The organism is Litoreibacter meonggei (genome assembly GCF_003663885.1).
Classification (GTDB): Bacteria; Pseudomonadota; Alphaproteobacteria; order Rhodobacterales; family Rhodobacteraceae; genus Litoreibacter; species Litoreibacter meonggei.
On the sequence record NZ_RCCE01000001.1, the window covers coordinates 164932 to 181631 of the forward strand.

Annotated in this window: 17 protein-coding genes; 5 read left to right on the forward strand and 12 right to left on the reverse strand. The window is 58.7% G+C overall.

Annotated features, from left to right (window positions below; all coding sequences use genetic code 11):
• Positions 1 to 67: 67 nt before the first annotated feature.
• Together BCF46_RS00715 and BCF46_RS00720 are read right to left on the reverse strand one after the other, a co-directional pair.
• Complete coding sequence (locus BCF46_RS00715; protein ID WP_121020750.1) at positions 68 to 1486, reverse strand: cryptochrome/photolyase family protein; 1419 nt, start codon at positions 1484 to 1486, stop codon at positions 68 to 70.
• Positions 1483 to 2706, reverse strand: coding sequence for an aminotransferase class V-fold PLP-dependent enzyme (locus BCF46_RS00720; RefSeq protein WP_121022207.1), 1224 nt, complete (start codon positions 2704 to 2706; stop codon positions 1483 to 1485). The genes BCF46_RS00715 and BCF46_RS00720 overlap by 4 nt, the downstream gene beginning before the upstream one ends.
• A 205-nt stretch (positions 2707 to 2911) precedes the next feature.
• On the opposite strand from BCF46_RS00720, the gene BCF46_RS00725 reads away from it, so the two are divergent.
• Positions 2912 to 4735: a BCCT family transporter gene (locus BCF46_RS00725; protein WP_121020752.1), complete on the forward strand. Its 1824-nt coding sequence runs from the start codon at positions 2912 to 2914 to the stop codon at positions 4733 to 4735.
• 73 nt (positions 4736 to 4808) lie between these two features.
• On the opposite strand, the gene BCF46_RS00730 is transcribed toward BCF46_RS00725, so the two are convergent.
• The 8 genes from BCF46_RS00730 to BCF46_RS00765 all read right to left on the reverse strand — a co-directional run bounded on the left by BCF46_RS00730 (position 4809) and on the right by BCF46_RS00765 (position 11316).
• A complete protein-coding gene (locus tag BCF46_RS00730; RefSeq protein ID WP_121020754.1) occupies positions 4809 to 6446 on the reverse strand; it encodes a BCCT family transporter in 1638 nt (545 codons plus the stop codon).
• Between the two features lie 30 nt (positions 6447 to 6476).
• Positions 6477 to 6890, reverse strand: coding sequence for a universal stress protein (locus BCF46_RS00735; RefSeq protein ID WP_121020756.1), 414 nt, complete (start codon positions 6888 to 6890; stop codon positions 6477 to 6479).
• A 175-nt stretch (positions 6891 to 7065) separates the two neighbouring features.
• Entirely contained in the window at positions 7066 to 8049 is a 984-nt protein-coding gene (gene acuI / locus BCF46_RS00740; protein WP_121020758.1) for an acryloyl-CoA reductase, read from the reverse strand.
• A gap of 12 nt (positions 8050 to 8061) precedes the next feature.
• The gene (locus tag BCF46_RS00745) at positions 8062 to 9162 is read right to left on the reverse strand and encodes a dimethylsulfoniopropionate demethylase (protein ID WP_121020760.1); all 1101 of its coding nucleotides are present in this window, start codon (positions 9160 to 9162) and stop codon (positions 8062 to 8064) included.
• Positions 9163 to 9164: 2 nt separating this feature from the next.
• Positions 9165 to 9419: a hypothetical protein gene (locus tag BCF46_RS00750; protein ID WP_121020762.1), complete on the reverse strand. Its 255-nt coding sequence runs from the start codon at positions 9417 to 9419 to the stop codon at positions 9165 to 9167.
• A complete protein-coding gene (locus tag BCF46_RS00755; protein ID WP_121020764.1) occupies positions 9419 to 9925 on the reverse strand; it encodes a DinB family protein in 507 nt (168 codons plus the stop codon). Before BCF46_RS00755 ends, BCF46_RS00750 begins: the two co-directional genes overlap by 1 nt.
• Positions 9922 to 10563 carry a DUF1326 domain-containing protein gene (locus BCF46_RS00760; RefSeq protein ID WP_073138896.1) on the reverse strand — a complete coding sequence of 214 codons (642 nt, stop codon included), beginning with the start codon at positions 10561 to 10563 and terminating at the stop codon, positions 9922 to 9924. The genes BCF46_RS00755 and BCF46_RS00760 overlap by 4 nt, the downstream gene beginning before the upstream one ends.
• A 15-nt stretch (positions 10564 to 10578) precedes the next feature.
• Positions 10579 to 11316, reverse strand: coding sequence for a DUF2182 domain-containing protein (locus BCF46_RS00765; RefSeq protein WP_121020766.1), 738 nt, complete (start codon positions 11314 to 11316; stop codon positions 10579 to 10581).
• 106 nt (positions 11317 to 11422) lie between these two features.
• On the opposite strand from BCF46_RS00765, the gene BCF46_RS00770 reads away from it, so the two are divergent.
• From BCF46_RS00770 to BCF46_RS00785, 4 genes are all read left to right on the forward strand, one after another.
• Positions 11423 to 12151 (forward strand): FadR/GntR family transcriptional regulator, encoded by a 729-nt coding sequence (locus BCF46_RS00770; protein ID WP_121020768.1) that lies wholly within the window; start codon positions 11423 to 11425, stop codon positions 12149 to 12151.
• A gap of 88 nt (positions 12152 to 12239) precedes the next feature.
• Entirely contained in the window at positions 12240 to 13289 is a 1050-nt protein-coding gene (locus BCF46_RS00775; RefSeq protein WP_121020770.1) for an ABC transporter substrate-binding protein, read from the forward strand.
• A gap of 289 nt (positions 13290 to 13578) precedes the next feature.
• Positions 13579 to 13890, forward strand: coding sequence for a cupredoxin domain-containing protein (locus BCF46_RS00780; RefSeq protein WP_121020772.1), 312 nt, complete (start codon positions 13579 to 13581; stop codon positions 13888 to 13890).
• Between the two features lie 61 nt (positions 13891 to 13951).
• Entirely contained in the window at positions 13952 to 15187 is a 1236-nt protein-coding gene (locus BCF46_RS00785) for an alpha/beta hydrolase family protein (RefSeq protein ID WP_121020773.1), read from the forward strand.
• A gap of 247 nt (positions 15188 to 15434) precedes the next feature.
• On the opposite strand, the gene BCF46_RS00790 is transcribed toward BCF46_RS00785, so the two are convergent.
• The gene (locus BCF46_RS00790) at positions 15435 to 16100 is read right to left on the reverse strand and encodes an ankyrin repeat domain-containing protein (RefSeq protein WP_121020775.1); all 666 of its coding nucleotides are present in this window, start codon (positions 16098 to 16100) and stop codon (positions 15435 to 15437) included.
• A gap of 56 nt (positions 16101 to 16156) precedes the next feature.
• A complete protein-coding gene (locus BCF46_RS00795) occupies positions 16157 to 16639 on the reverse strand; it encodes a GlcG/HbpS family heme-binding protein (RefSeq protein WP_121020777.1) in 483 nt (160 codons plus the stop codon).
• Between the last annotated feature and the right edge of the window lie 61 nt (positions 16640 to 16700).

Below are 16700 nucleotides of genomic sequence, written 5' to 3' on the forward strand. Positions count from 1 at the left end.
ACAGATAGCGCGAAATTTCTCAAGTAAAGCAACGCGGTCGTATTTTTCCGTGAGCGCTGAGCGGTGCTTATCCCTTGCGTTGCTGATAGGCGTCCAGCGCACGCTGCCGCCCCTCATCCAACGCAACAACGGGCTTGGGATAGTCGTCAGTGATCGCCATATTCCACGACTTCGGAATGGCCTTGAAGTAATCCTCCGCCTCCGCGCCGTGATCCTTGAACAGCTCTCCCAGATACCGCGCGCGGTAGCTGCGATCATTGTCGAACTTCTCGGCCTGCGTCGCGGGATTGAACACGCGGAAATAGGGCGTCGCGTCGGGGCCAGAGCCCGCCGACCACTGCCATCCCATTGCATTTGAAGCTGGATCCCAGTCGATCAGGCAATCGTCGAACCACGCCTGCCCCACCTTCCAATGGGTCATAAGGTGCTTGGTCAAATAAGACGCCACGATCATCCGCCCGCGATTGTGCATATAACCGGTGACATACATCTCCCGCATGGCCGCATCGACAAGTTGGATGCCCGTGCGTCCCTGTTTCCAAGCCTTGATATCGGCGGCGCGTTCGTCGTCGCGCCACGGAAACGCATCCCATTCCTCGCGCCAGTTTTTGTCCATGATATGTGGCGTGTGATAGGCCAGATGATAGGCAAATTCCCGCCAGACCAGCTCTTTCAGGAAGGTCTCCGCCCCTGACTTGCCCTCATGCACCGCCCGCCAGCCAGCGTGCCAGCAACGGCGAGGGGAAATCTCGCCATAGGTCAGGTTCTCCGACAGCATCGAGGTGCCGCGCTCCGCCATTTGGTCGCGGGCGTCCTTGTATCCGTCGATGCGATCGCGGATGAAAGTGGCCAGTCGGATGGACGCGGCTTCTTCCCCCACGGCCACATGCTTGGCGACGATATCCGCGCCGCGCTGCATCGCAGCCCCCATCTGCCAGTCGTCGATCTTGTCCGAAGCGGGCCACTGGTCGGGTGCGCATAGTTCGCTCACCGCCGAGATGTCCGCTGCAAGGTCCCATCCGCGCACGGATTTCCACATCGGGCTGAAGACCCGATAAAACCCGCCGGTTTTGGTTTCCACGGTCCACGGCTCGAACAGCACATGCCCTTTGAAGCTTTGCGCGTCGATGCCGTCGTCTTTCAGGGCTTCCTTCACGCCTTTGTCCCGCGCAATCGCGTCAGGATCATAGGCCCGAGACCACCACACGGCCCCTGCCCCTGTTTCCTTCACAAGATCACGCAGCACGTCGAGTGCCTTACCGCGCCGCAAGATCAGTTTGGAGCCGATGCCCTCCAGCGTCCCTGCAAAGTGTTCCACCCCCAGCCCCAGCCGCCATTTGGGCGCGGCGCCGTGGGTCTCGACAACCTCGTCATGGATGAAAACGGGAATTACGGGGCGGCCGGTCTTGGCCGCCGCACTCAGGCCTTCATGGTCGCCCAACCGCAGGTCGCGGCGGAACCAGAACAGAATTGGTGTATCACTCATAAAACCTGATCTAGGGCGTCTATCAGCCGGTCAACCTCTGCCTTCGAAGTATAATGCACAAATGACAGCCGCAGCACGCCGCGGTCCATGTCGACGCCCATCGCCTCCAGCGCGCGGCCTGCGTAGAAATCACCGCCGCCTGCCATGATACCGTGCGGTGCCAGTTGCGCCGCAGCCTCCTCTGCGTTCGCTTGCAAGGCAAGTGCCACGGTCGGTGCGCGTGAGGCCGCCTTGTCCGGCCCGATCAACCGCACCGAGTTCTTGGCCGAGGCGTAGTCCAGCAAGGGCTGCAACACCTCACGCTCGTGCGCCTGCATCAGGTCATGCACCACAGCGCCTTTGGCCGCAGGGGCCGCATCACCGCCGATATGGTGGTCGTATAATGCGTCGATATAATCCGCCATGCCCGCGCTGGCCGCGACCTGTGCGTGGTCCGGCCCCGCAGGGGTGAACCGCTGGTAAAGTGTGCCACCGTTGAAATGGTGACCTTGGTTCGGCAACTTCATTCCTATATCCCGACGGATCACCATGATCCCCTGATGGGGGCCGTAGGTTTTATAGGCCGAGAACAGGTAGATATCCGCCCCCAGCTTGTCCACATCCGGTAACCCGTGCGGCGCGTAGGACACGCCGTCGACGCAGGCCACCGCCTCGGCTTCACGCACTTGGGCGCAGATGGCGGCGACGTCGTTGATCTCCCCCACCACGTTGGAGCAATGCGGGAAGGCCACCAAGCGCACCTTGTCGTCCAGCAGGTTCGCCAGATCGGCAGGGTCCAAATGACCGGACTCGGGGTTGATCTTCCACTCGCGCACCTCGAACCCGCGATCAGCCAACCGCCGCCACGGGCCGGAATTGGCCTCGTGGTCCTGATTGGTCACGATGATCGCGTCGCCCGGTTTCATCCACTGCGCGAAGGCTTGCGATAGAACATAGGTGTTTTGTGTGGTCGACGGCCCGAAGGACAGCTCGTCCGTGTCCACCCCAAGGATCGCGGACAACCGCACCCGCGCCTCGTCCATCTCTGCACCGCCAAGGGTCGAAGCCTCGTAAGGCGCGTAGGGCTGCACTTTGCGCTCGGTATAGAAGCGGTTAAGCCTGTCGATCACAGGACGACAGGTATAGGACCCACCGGCGTTTTCAAAGAAGGCCTGCCCCTTCAAAGGGGCCGCGTCGAAAGCCGGGAATTGCGCCCGCACAAATTCAATATCAAGTTTCATACGATGATCTTGGCCCGTCGGTTTTCGCCACGCAAGCGCCCAATCTGTCGCCAACAGGCAGAATCGCATCGCTTTCAGACGTTGCGACATTCTGCCGCCCGCCTAGGCTCCGCCCATGACCCGTCCGAGGAGGACGGGAAGACGGGGCACATAGAATTTCGAAACATAACGGACAGCATGCCCCGCCCAACAAGGACAGGGAAATATGAGTGTTAAACCACCCTTCACCGACCTAGACATCAATACAGCTGATGGCGGGTTTTATCACGGAAACAGCGTTCCAATCGCTTTGATCTCCAAGGGGATCATGGTCGCGTTGGTGCTTTGGGCATTGGTCTTTCCGGGCTACGCCAACAGCACGCTAAGCAGCTGGAACAGCGCGATCCTCGCCAGCTTCAACTCCTTCTATGTCGTCATCACGGGGCTGTTCTTCTTCTTCCTCGCGATCATCGCAATCATTCCATCCACCGGCCGACGCATCATGGGCACCCCCGGCGAGAAGCCGGAGTTCTCCAACTTCTCGTGGTTCTCGATGATGTTCGGGGCCGGTCTCGGTGTGGGCCTGATGGTCTTCGCAACCGCCGAGCCGCTGGGCCTTTGGGGCTCCAACCCTGTCGTGCTGGCGGGTGACGTTCCAGCCAATTCGGAAGAGGCGCTGCAATCGGCGTATCGCTACACCTTCCTGCATTACGGCTTCCACGCGTGGGCGATCTACGTCGTGACCGGCCTCAGCTTGGCCTATTACGCCTACACGCGCGACATGCCACTGACGATCCGCGCGGCGCTGACGCCCTTGTTCGGCAGCGCTATGAATGGCTTCTTGGGTCATGTGGTCGACGTGCTGGGTGTTGTCGCGACAATCCTTGGTGTGTCGGTGACCATCGGGTTCGGTGTCAGCCAATTCATCGACGGGGTCTACGCAATCACCGGTATGGAGTGGATGATGAACATGGAGGGCGACGCCCCTGCACCGGGCAAAGTTGGCCTTGTGGCCGGCCTTGTGGTGATCATGACGATGTCAATCATCTCGGCGGTGTCGGGTGTCGGCAAAGGGGTTAAGTATCTTTCTAACCTGAACCTCGTGCTGTCGCTGATCCTGCTGCTGGTCTTCATCATCTTCGGGTCGTTCACCTTCGCCCTGTCGACCTATGGCTCAGCGTTCATCGACTACATCCTGAACTTCGTGCAGCTGTCCTTTGGCGCATACGGTCCACAATCTGCAGACGCATTTGCGGCTGCATTGCCAGAAGCCGCCAAACCACTGGCGGGTGATCTGATGGCAGGTGCCACCAGCGCCTGGGGCTCATTCGATGGCTTCAAATCTGGACTTGAAGGCGCCGCAGCAGCGCTGCCAGACGACGTTCTGGCCGCAGCCTACGAGGCAGGCAACCAAGGCCGTCAGTTCGGCTGGCAGTCCGGTTGGTCAACTTTCTACTGGGCTTGGTGGATCGCATTCTCGCCGTTCGTGGGTTTGTTCCTTGCGCGTATCTCCAAGGGTCGCTCTGTGCGTGAGTTCATCATCGGTTGCGTGATTGCGCCGTCGCTGGTGTGCTTTGCATGGATGACCATCCTTGGTGGCACGGCCATCGACCTAGAGCTGACCGGCGGCGCAGAAGGCGCCATCATCGGCGCGTCCAACACCGCCAAGTTGTTCGTGACACTGGGCGAGATGATCTCCGGCGGGTTCCTGTCGGCCATCACCATCATGTGTGTGGTGCTGATCATGACCTTCCTCGTGACCTCCGCAGACTCGGGCATTCTGGTGATGAACACCATCATGTCCGGCGGAGAGCAGGAAACCGGCGTCAAGCACCGCATCGTTTGGGGCATCATCCTGACCTTGGTGATCGGCACGCTGCTGCTTGCTGCGGGGGACAACAACCCGATGGACGCGCTGCGCAACGCGATGATTATCGGGGCGCTTCCGTTCACCATGGTCATGGGGCTGATGATGATCGCCCTGACCAAGGCGCTGTATCGTGACGGCAAGCGCGACAAGTTCGCGGCGGAAGGGCAACCTGCCGAATAGGCAACCTTCCCTTCTACAAAAAGAAACGGCGCCCCGATTGGGGCGCCGTTTTTCGTTTGTGTCGCGATGAAGTCTAGCGCTCTTCGGTTTGAAGCCCTTTGAAGATCGCCCAGCACATCATAAGCAAGACCACCGTGAACGGAAGTCCGGTCGAGATCACCATGCTTTGAAGCGACTTCAATCCCCCGACGGACAACAGCAGCACAATCGCCACCGCCCCCTCGAAGATGCACCAGAACACACGCTGCGGTACTGGCGCGTCGATCTTGCCACCTGCCGTGATCGTGTCGATCACAAGGCTGCCGGAATCCGACGAGGTGACGAAGAACACGATGACCAGTACGATCCCGATCAGCGAGGTAATCTGGGTCAGCGGCAACTCGTCCAGCATCTTGAACAGTTTCAGCTCAAGTGGTGCGTCCTGTGCAGCGGTGTAGCCGTCGGCCACAACCTGATGGATGGCTGTGCCACCAAAGACGCTCATCCACAGCACGCAAACGAGGCTCGGGATCAGCAGAACGCAGATCACGAACTCGCGCACGGTCCGGCCACGGCTGACGCGGGCAATGAACATGCCGACGAAAGGTGACCAGCTGATCCACCACGCCCAGTAGAACGCGGTCCAGCCTTGGCTGAAGTTCACGTCCTCACGGCCTACCGGATTAGACAGCGCCGGCAGATACTGGACATAAGCCAGCAGGCTGTCGGCAAAGCCGGTCAGGATGGCAACGGTCGGCCCGACGATCAGCACGAACAGGAGCAGCAGGAAGGCCAGCCCCATGTTGATCTCGGACAGGATCTTCACCCCGCCGTCCAGACCACGCACAACAGAGATCAGCGCAATCGCCGTGATGACGGAAATCAGGATCACTTGCGTGCTGCCGCTGATCGGCACGCCGAACAATTCGTTCAGCCCCGCATTGGCCTGCGTCGCGCCAAAGCCCAGCGAGGTCGCCAGACCGAACAGCGTGGCAAACACCGCCAGCGTGTCGATGATATGGCCTGTCCAGCCCCAGACGCGATCCCCGAAGATCGGGTAGAACGCGGAGCGGATCGTCAGAGGCAGACCCTTGTTATAGGTGAACAGCGCAAGGCTAAGTGCCACGACCGCGTAGATCGCCCATGGGTGCAAGCCCCAGTGGAAAATCGTCGCTGCCATGCCAAGGCGAATGGCCTCTTCCTGATTGCCGCCAGCTGCGCCAAGCGGGGCCCAGTCGGTGCGCACGCCGCCCTCGGACGCGGTGCCTCCGAAGGAGCTGGAGAAGTGGCTCATCGGCTCCGACACGCCGTAGAACATCAGACCGATGCCCATACCGGCGGCGAACAACATCGCGAACCAGCCAATGTAGGAATAGTCCGGAACTGCGTCCTTGCCACCCAACCGCACTTTGCCCATGGGCAGCACGATCAGCAAGAAGCAGAACAAAACGAAGATGTTGGCGGCCCCGATGAAGAACCAGTCAAAGCCCTTCGTCACCGCCCCGAAGAGCCATGTGAACAAGGCCCCCGATTGCTCTGGCAAGGCCAGCGTGTAGAACACGAACGCCACGATGGCGACGCCCGAAATGCCAAACACCGGGTTGTGGATGTCAAACCCGAACGGCCCGACATTGCCTTCCACATTGTCCTGCCCGATCTCGTAATCCGTATCAATCAGATCCGACTCTCCATCCGGCGGGCGGATTCCTTCATTTTCAGTTTCATCGACCATTATCTGGTCCCCCTGTGTTATTTTTTGCTATCAGCGCACCAAGAAAACGGACGCTTTCGCGTGTTGGGCCAAATGCCCCCCGTGCGATGCCCAAATATGCTCGCTAAACCCCGGTGTGTGCGTGGCCATAACGACCAGGTCACAGCCCGTTTCATCCACAGCGGCCAGCAGCGTCTTGTCCAGATCAACCGCCGGATCGTGGCTGGTCATCGCATGCGACGACGCAGCGACCCCGTGGGATTTGCCCTGCTCTTGCGCGAAGGTTTCAAGCTTCTGCGCGTATTCTTTCGGTGTATGTGCGATCTTGCCGGGCGTATTCGATGTGACCCCCACAAAGCAAAGTTCTGCCTTGTGGCTTTGCGCAATCTCTGCGGCTGTCACCAGCGCCTTGCCCATTTTTTCACTATGGGCCAAGTCAATCGGCACCATGATTTTTTGAAACATAGGTCCCTCCTGTTTTAGTTGGATTTCCGGAACTTGTGCCGAGGCGCAAACCACTGGAATCTCCGTCAGTTTTGATGAGCGGCGGGCCGAGTGCCCGACCACCTCATCCACCTCATCATAGAACCGTAACAGGATGGCGGACCGCAACGCAACCGATGCGCCCCGCCAGAATTTGTCAGGCGTTCACGTCAACAACGACGCGGCCTTTGACCTGACCCTTCAGGATATCTTTGCCCAGTTGGGGCAAATCGGCCAGCGTCGCGGGCTGCACCATGGCATCAAGTTTAGCCATCGGCAGGTCTTTCGCGATCCGCTGCCACGCCCGCAGGCGGTTGTCATAGGGCTGCATCACGCTGTCGATGCCCAGCAGGTTCACGCCGCGCAACAGGAACGGGATGACGGTGGCCGGAAGCCCTGCCCCGCCTGCCAGCCCTACAGCCGAGACCGACGCGCCGTATTTCATCTGCCCCAGCAGCCGCGCCAGCATCTCGCCGCCCACCGCGTCGACACACCCGCCCCACATCTCGGCCTCCAAAGGCCGCTTGGTGGTCTCGTTGATCTCTTCGCGAGCGACGATCTGCGTTGCACCAAGGCTTTTCAGATAGTCCGCCGTCTCGGGCCGTCCCGTTACAGCGGCAACCTCGTGGCCTAGATTGCCCAGAATTGCGGTCGCGACCGACCCCACACCGCCAGCCGCCCCCGTCACCAGCACAGGGCCGTCTTTGATGCCGTGATCCTCCAGCGCCATCACAGCCAGCATCGCGGTGAAGCCCGCCGTGCCGACCGCCATCGCCTGTCGTGTGTCCAAGCCATCAGGCAGCGGCACCAGCCAATCGGCTTTCACGCGCGCCTTTTGGGAGTAGCCACCCCAATGCGCCTCGCCCACACGCCAGCCGGTCAGCACCACCTTGTCGCCGGGTTTGTAACGGTCATCGTCCGACGCCTCCACGGTGCCTGCGAAGTCGATGCCCGGAATATGCGGGTAGTTCCGCACCAAGCCGCCGCCCGGACCGACGCACAGCCCGTCCTTGTAGTTCACGGTGGAATATTCCACCGCAACGGTCACCTCGCCTTCCGGCAGTCGGTCCAAGGAAATGCTTTGGACAGAGGCACTTGTCTTGCCCTCTTCATCCTTCTCGACGATCAATGCGTTAAACATAATTATCTCCTTCTAAATCCAGAATTCTTCGTGGACCGTCGCGATGCGCGGCCCGTCTTGCGTTTCAACCTGCACCTGCGTGCCGTCATCCCAATGGGTCATCCGCACCATGCCGATGGCGACATTGGTGCCAAAGTCAGGGCTTTTCGCGGCCGAGGTTACCTGCCCGATCACCTTGCCCTTCGCTGTGACCATCCACAGGCGGTCACAGGGCGGTATATCTCCCTCAATGCTCAAGGCACGGATTTGTTTCACCGGGCCTTCCTTTGCCACACGCAGCAGCGCATCGCGCCCAACGCAGCCGATGGCGGTTTGCGTCGAGCAGAACCGCCCCAGCCCGCATTCATGCGGGGTGTTGTCGCGTGTCATGTCGTTGCCGTAGGACAGCAAGCCGCCCTCGACCCGCTCGATCAGGTTGGGACAACCTGCATAGACATCCAAGTCACGCCCCGCCTCCATCAGCGCGTTCCACAGCGGCATGCCTTTCTCGGTGCCTTCGACATAAATCTCGAAGCCGCCCTGCTTGGAGTAGCCCGAGCGCGCCACCAGCATCATGTGGCCCTGAAATTCGAAATACCCGTAGCGGAAGAACCGCAGATCCTTAACTCCGTCGCCAAAAACCCGCGCGGCTAGCTCATCGGCTTTCGGCCCTTGGATCGCCAATGGCGAGACATCGGGTTCATCTACGATTACATCGAGATACAGAGCGTGCGCCAAGCCTTTGACCCAAAGCAACAAATCACTATCCGCAATCGACAACCAATAGCGATCATCAGACAGCATCAAGGCTACCGGATCGTTGAGCATCCCGCCCGTGCCATCAACCAAAGGCACGTAGTAGCACATCCCCGGCAACATCCCCCGCAAATCACGCGGGGTCAGCATTTGCATCAAACGTCCCGCGTCAGGGCCGCGTAGTTCCACCTGACGCTCCACAGCGACGTCCCAGACCTGCACGGCGGATTTCAGGTGGTGGTAATCCTCCTCGACCGAGCGGAACACCGTCGGCAACAGCATGTGGTTGTAGACGGTGTAGCCCTTGACGCCCGCCGCCTCGACCCCGTCCGAGAACGGCGTCCGGCGCACGCGGCGCGATGGTGCAATCGTGGCCATGCTTATAGCCCTCCCCTTAAACTTCGTTTGCAATCAACCGGCCCACGGCTGGTGCGGCTATAGGCCGACACGCCGCAGGTCTCGCACCGAAACTCCTGCAACGCGCCCTTGCCGTCGCCGGTTGGCCGCCATTTGCACGGCTTACGCCGGAACAGCTTGTCGAGCCGGAAGGCAACCTCATCCCCCGCCCGCCTGCGTCCCCAACTCCACCAGACAAAGCCGGCGACGGCCAGCAAGATCGCAAGCAGGACGGGCATCAGGCGTCATCCGGCATGAGCACAAGGTCGGTATCATATGGCCTGTGCCCCGCCGCCGTCAGCATCGCGTGAATTTGCCCGCGATGGTGGGTCTGATGGTTGAAGAAATGCACCGCGCACAACGCCATCGGCTTGCTGAACTCGCGATCTGACATGGCAGAATAATAGGCCAGCGGCCCAACCAAATCGATCTGGTTCAGCCCTTTCGCCCACCGCTCGATCCGCGCATCCGTGCGCAGGCGGTCATCCAGAAACAGCTGCAAATCGTCATGTAGGTTTACGCTATCCGCGCCGCCGCTCTTTGGGCCCAGCCCGCCATCGAAGCGTGACATCCATAGTTGATCGGCCCAAAGCAGATGGTTGGCGGTCGCAAAAATCGACCCGAAGAAGGCCTTGCGATCCTTGCGCAACTCCGCGGGCTTCATGGATTTGAAAATCTCCATCTGCCCGCGGTTCTGCCACGCGTTGTAGCGGGCCATTTCACGGCAATACTCAATCGTGATCATTTTGGTGCTGGTCCTCCCCAGTCGATCTGACAAATCTCGGCAGAGCGTCCATCGAAGTCCCAAACCCGACCATAAGCACGGACCTTGCCGCGTTTGGCCGTGGCCACGGTGATGTCTTTACCCATCCAGTATTCGGTGTTGGTGATCACCATATCCGCGCCGTCCTTGCCCGCGACCGGAACAACCTCGCCTTGGATTTTCTTGCCGACCATCAGGCGGCGCACATTGCCTTCGGTGGTGAAGGACACAGGCGCGCGCTCGGCCCCCAAAAACTCCCCGACCAACATGCTGAACAGGCCCGTCGTGCCTTTCGCGGCCCCCGACAGGATCGCCTCCAGCCCCGCATAAGCCGCGTCGCTGGCTTGGTCGTCAATATACGCCGCCGCCTTCCAGTTGCCGCGCCCCATATTGCCGGGAATATCCATCAACATGCCCACGGCCATCCCAGACAGGTCTTCGTCGCCGTAATGGCCCTCGTCGATGCGAATGCCCAACCATGCTTGGCAATAGCCCTCGGTCGGGGGGTGTTTGCCCAGCGAGACCACGCAGGGGCAAAACACGGTGCAGTTACAGTTGAGAATAAGCTCGCCCTTGATGTTCCACGGAACGGTTCCAAGTTCTTGCGCGTCTAAAGCCATGGTTCTTTCCTTCTCTTAAATCGCGGTCACGAGGGTCCACGCTCCTGCCAACAGCAAAAGCCCCCCCAGTGGTTTCGTAATGAAGCGACCCAGATCAGGAAGTTTTTCCACCACCATGATCACGGTCGCCAATCCCATGAAAGCCACGCTCATCACGCCGCCCACAAAGGCCAAAAGCATCAAAGCCCAGCAGCAGCCGAGGCATACCAGCCCCAGCCGCAATCCGTTGCGCCACGGACCTTCGTCGAAATGCTGCATGAAGAATGTCATTGGCTGGCGGCACTTGCTCAAGCACGCTTCTTTCAGCGTCGAGAACTGGTAAAATCCCGCCAAAATTAGCAATGCACCCGACAACCCAGCCGACAAGCTGCCGCCAAAACCGCCGATCAAGCCCGCTTGAAAAAGGGCGATTTGCAGACCCGCCGCAGCCAGCGAAAATCCGAACCAGACAACAAGATAGCCAGACACCAAAGCGCCGAAATTCGCGCGATCACTCACATGGGTCAAATCATCATAGGTGGCCAAAGCGGGTAATACCGTCGGTGCCATCATCGCGGCCGACATCAGCGACCACATCAGCACCATGCGCAGATATCCAGCGGCGTCGGGCGTGATGGTGCACAGACTCACCCAAAAGTCCCGGCCATATGCTTGCTCAAGCAGGCGCAGCTCCGGCGGAATCGACATTGCATAAAGCGCGATCCAGGACAGCACGATCAGCCCGAACAGCGAAAGCCAGTGAGCGCCAGACATTGCTCTGATCCGATCTGACCACATGTGCGTTGCGACTCCCGTATGACCTGATAGTTTAAATTGTCAGATTTTTATATGTCTGACAATTGATTTTGATGCGAGACCGATGAAAAATTCTTCGACACCACAAGGCGACCTGTCCGCCCAGATCGCGGCCTCCATCCGCGACGCCATCATCGCCGGTGACCTGATCGTAGACGCCCGCCTGCCGTCTGAGGCGGAGTTGTCGGAGCAATTCAAGGTCTCCCGCCCCACCGTGCGCGAGGCGCTGAAACGGCTGGCGGCCCAAGCCCTGATCCGTACGCAACGCGGGGCAACGGGCGGTGCTTTCGTGAACCATTTGAAATACCCCGACGCTTATGACCAGCAGATCACCACCTCGACGCTATTGTTGTCGATGAACGAGGTGTCCATCGCCACCGCCTGCGAGGCCCGCTTCGCGCTAGAACGCGCCTGCACCCGTCTGTCCGCAGAGCGGCGTAGCCCCGATCATCTGGCCACCATGCGGGCCGAGATGTTCCGCCAGTCCCAGCCCGGCCTCAGCGACGAGGCCTTTTGCGCCTCCGACGTCGCCTTCCACCGTGCGCTGGTCGACGGGGCGCAAAACCCTGTGATGTCGTACCAACTGGCAGGGGCCGTCGAGGCGATGCAACCGTTGATGAATATGATCACCTTCACGGCGCGGTCTCGCGAAAAGATCGTCGCCCTGCACGGGCAAATCGCCGATGCGCTGGAAGCCCAGAACGCCGCCAATGCCGACGACGCCCTGACCGAGTTGGAAGCCTACACAATCTCGCTGGCCAAAGATGTGCTGGACGCCCGCGCACATCGTTAAACGACACAGTTTATTGCTTGCCGCAATAAGGTTGCTCCCCTACGCTCCGCCCCCAGTATCGCCTTTATCCATCTGGGAGACTTTATAAATGAACCGCTTGACCAAACTGCTGGGCACTGCTGCCCTCACCTTGGCTACAACTACAGCTTTCGCGGCTGATCCTGACCTTCTGGTCTTTGACTGGTCCGGTTTTGAGGAAGACGGGTTCTTCGTCAAATACGCTGAAAAGCACGGCTCCGGCCCGACCTATGCGTTCTTCGGCGAAGAAGAAGAAGCGTTCCAGAAGCTGCGCTCCGGTTTCAAGGCCGACGTGGCGCATCCCTGCTCCCAGTCCATCGAAAAATGGGCTCAGGCGGATTTGATCGAGCCTTGGGACATCTCCAAAATCCCCAGCTACGCAACACTGGCGGAAACCTACCGCTCCGACCCGACCTTCGTGCGCGACGGCGAGGTCTACTTCATCCCGACCGATTTGGGCATGACCGGCATTGCGTATAACGCGGACAAAGTCACACCCGAACAGGTGACATCACTGGAAATCTTCCTCGACCCCGAAATGGCGGGCCGTATCTCCTTGCCAGACAATGTCGAGGACGCTTATGCGCTGGCCTATCTGGCCACCGGCACCTCCGACTGGACCAAAGCCACCGAAGAGGACTTCAAAAAAGCCTCCGACTGGTTGCGCAAAGCCCACGCCAACGCGCGCGCCTATTGGGCCGACGGCGCGGAACTGGCTCAGTTGATGGCGACGGGTGAAGTGCTCGTGTCATGGGCGTGGAACGAAACACCCGTGCAAATGGTCGGCGACGGCTACAATATCGGGTTCGAGCGGGAGGCCAAAGAAGGCTCCTCCGCGTGGTTCTGTGGTTACGTGAACCTCAAAGACGGTCCCGGCTCCGAAGACAAGGCGCATGAGTTCGTAGAAAGCTGGTTGAGCCAGGAGACCGCCGATTACATCGTCAATGAATGGGGCTACGGCCACTCCAACACCACCGCAATGGGCAGCTTTGACGAGGAAACCCTGACCGGCGTGGGTCTGAACCAGATCAGCGCGCCGCAGTTGGAGCAACTGCCGATGGACATCGCCTTGCGCGAAATGATGATCAAGGAATTTGAACGCATCAAAGCCGGCTTCTAAAGCCGTTTCGGCAGCCGTCACATTTGCCGGCTGCCGCTCAAGTCCGAGTTTAGGGCAATTGTCCGCATTGCGGACAAAAGCTGCCGTTAGCGCCAGATCCCTCCGGATACCGAGATGGGAAAAAGCCGACCTAGCGGCCCATCCGCGCGAATCCTCAAAGAAATTCCTACCTTTTTTGCAGACGTGAGAATACTCTTTGACGCTCAGGCGTAGTGCTATTGAAGCACTCGCCTCGCTTTTAGTTTTGCAGCTGGCGTAGTGTTGGCACAATTCATCAAAGGATTTTGACATGACTTTTAGATCACTTCTAATTGCTGGCGCCCTGTTGGCTTCGACAACCATTGCAAATGCGGCTGACCATGTTGTCACAATCAGTGGGTTCGCCTTCCAACCCGCCAACCTGACCATCGCCGCTGGCGACCGCGTCACTTTCGTAAACAAAGACGGTGCGCCTCATACTGCCACACACAAAAATGGTGCCTTCGACACTGGTCGATTGGCGCGGAGCGCGCAAAACACGGTGACTTTCGCTTCGTCCGGATCGTTCGGCTATTTCTGCAAAATCCACCCCAAGATGAAAGGTCAGATCAAGGTCAACTAAGATGTGACGGTAGCAAACGGGAATTCGTGATCCGTGAGCTACGCGATCCGGGAGGGATTTGATGAATGTCTTTCTGGCGGCACTAACGATTGCTGTATTGATTTTCTCACCATTTGGCGTCAGCGCTCAAAGCTCGGTCCTCATTGGAAATGTGCCATTGCCGCAAGACGCAGTCGTGCCGCAAGACGCGGAGTCACCGTTCTTGGGTGCTTGGGGCGGAAAATGGGACAACTGGCGAAACCACATTTTGATCGTTGAACGCGTCAAAGCGAACGGCGTTGCAGATGTCATATACGCGGCGAGTAGCGAACATAATGGTAGAGGTAATTGGCTCCGGTTAGAGGCAAAAATCAATGGTGACGAGTTAGTATTTACGGATGAGCGTTTTCCGGTTCGGTATTCCATTTCAGCCACGGGTCGAATGCGTGGCGTCTACGGCGACAATGAGCGATTTGCGATCCTGAAGCGACAGGACATTCCGGCGATGCTGTCCTCTCCAAACGAAGATTGGTTCTCGGTTGGCGATCTGGAACGACTGGAAACCGATCTTGTCGAGGACAAACAGAAAATCGGGCTTTCAGTGGTGATTTACAGCCCGAGTGGGGATGGGCCATTTCCGCTCGCTCTGATTCATCACGGATCAACGGGCACTGGAAAACAACCCACATGGTTCAAAAACATTTGGACCAACGATTGGCTCGCCGACATCTTAAACGAAAATGGTTGGATCGCGGCCTTTCCACAAAGACGCGGTCGGGGCGGATCTGATGGGCTGTACGATGAAGGGTTTGCGACGGATCGTTCGCAAGGATATTCGTCAGATGCCGCCATCTCCATCGCGGGCGCCGAGAGAGCGCTTGAGGATGCAAATGCAGCTTTGGCGGCCTTGAAACAACTTCCAATGGTTCAATCAGGCGAAACACTTCTGGGTGGCGTGTCACGGGGAGGCGTGGTTGCAATTATGCAAGCAGGGCAAAGCCCTGACGAAGCCGCTGGGGTTATCAACTTTGTTGGAGGATGGGTCAGTGAGGGGTGCTGCGACGCCCCAATCAACCGGCCGCTGTTTCGGCGAATTGGATTATTCGACGGCCCAGTCCTTTCGATTTACGGTGAAGAAGACGCTTTCTATAGCATTGACCATTCCAGATCGAACCTCGCAGAAATGGAAATGGAAGGGGCGAATAGTGAACTCCTGATCGTCGAAGTGCCGGGCTATGGCAAAGGACATTGGGTGACCACCCAGCCAAACCTTTGGGAAGAAGTCATTGGCGAATATCTTAACTCCATTGACCGTTGATCTGGACTGTTCGCAATTGTTGTCGCGCCCCAAGGTTGGTCTCAGATTTGGCTATCACGCCCATCTTCACCATTTCCGCCCAGCTTGGCAAAATGGGCTCTCGCCAGACCTTAGTCGCGCGACGACCAGATTCGACAGCCTCCTTTCGCTGATGCATCAAAGACGTCAAAAGCAAGGGTGTAACGACATTAGATGACATGGCAACTTTCCAAAATAATACATTTTGGTGTCATCACCGTTATACCGCCTATTTCAGGAGTTCGACCATTCTGGCGTAGCCGCGTGACGTGGCGTGTTGCAGCGGCGTGACCCCATCGCGATCTCCGATGGATTTGTCTGCCCCTGCATCAACGAGAATTTGCACCGTCTTGATATGGTCAGGGCCGCCGTCGCCCAATACGACAGCCTCTATCAAAGCTGTCCACGCCAGATTGTTGATATGATCCAGCGGTGCGCCACCAGACACCAGGCGCGCAACAACATCGTGGTGCCCAAGATGGGCCGCAGCGATCAAGGCGGTGCCGTCATAAACGCTCGTGATCAAGTCTGGCGCGTTCCCAAGTTCCATTGCCAGTGACACCATTTCGGGATCATTCGCGACGGCGGCGATTGTCAGCACATCATAAACGCGGTTTTCCAAGGCATTCATATCCGCTCCACCGTTTGCCAGTGCTGTGAGCGCATCATCGTGTGATGCAAAGGCCGCGACATGCGCGGGAGTGCGCTGAGACCGATCCCGGATGTCCACATCGGCTCCCGCAGCAATCAAACGGTCTATCTCATCCACGTCGCCCTCATGGGCGGCAAGATGCAAACCTGTGTAAGACGCGATGTCTGACGCGGATGGGGCTGTCTGCGCATGGGCCAAACCGCTGATGCCAATTGCCACAGCGAGTAGTAAGAAACGAAGCATAATGTCACCTTTCAAATAGAGTGGCCCGCCCCCATGAGGGACGAGCCGCGATTGGATTATTCAGCGCCGATTGCGTCAAGACCTGCACGTGCGCATGTCTCGTCAATCGCGCCGGATGGTGCGCCACCGACACCGATGCCACCCACTAAAGCGCCACCGATCTTGATCGGCAGACCACCAGCTTGGATCACCAGACGGCTGTCCATATCGCGCAGACCACCATTTTCAGGTTTGCCGCCGATGAAGTTAGCCAGACCTGCTGTGTCACGGCCCATGCTAGCAGATGTGAATGCCTTGCCGGTGCTGGAACCAACTGTGTGCGGCCCTGCGTTGTCGGCGCGCAAAAGCACTTTGGTCACGCCGCTACGGGCAACGATTGCCACGCTGACATTGTTGCCTTCAGCAGAACATGCAGTCTGTGCGGCCTGAGCAGCCGTGGTTGCCATATCCAACGGCAGGTAAGGTGCTGTCGGCAGTTCTTGGGCGAACGCCGCGATGGGAGCCAGAAGTGCGGCCGCAAGAGCAGAGGAACGGATCATGGTGTATTTCCTTTTGTTGAACTGATGCTCCGGTTCTAATCCGCTGGGTGAGACCGCGATA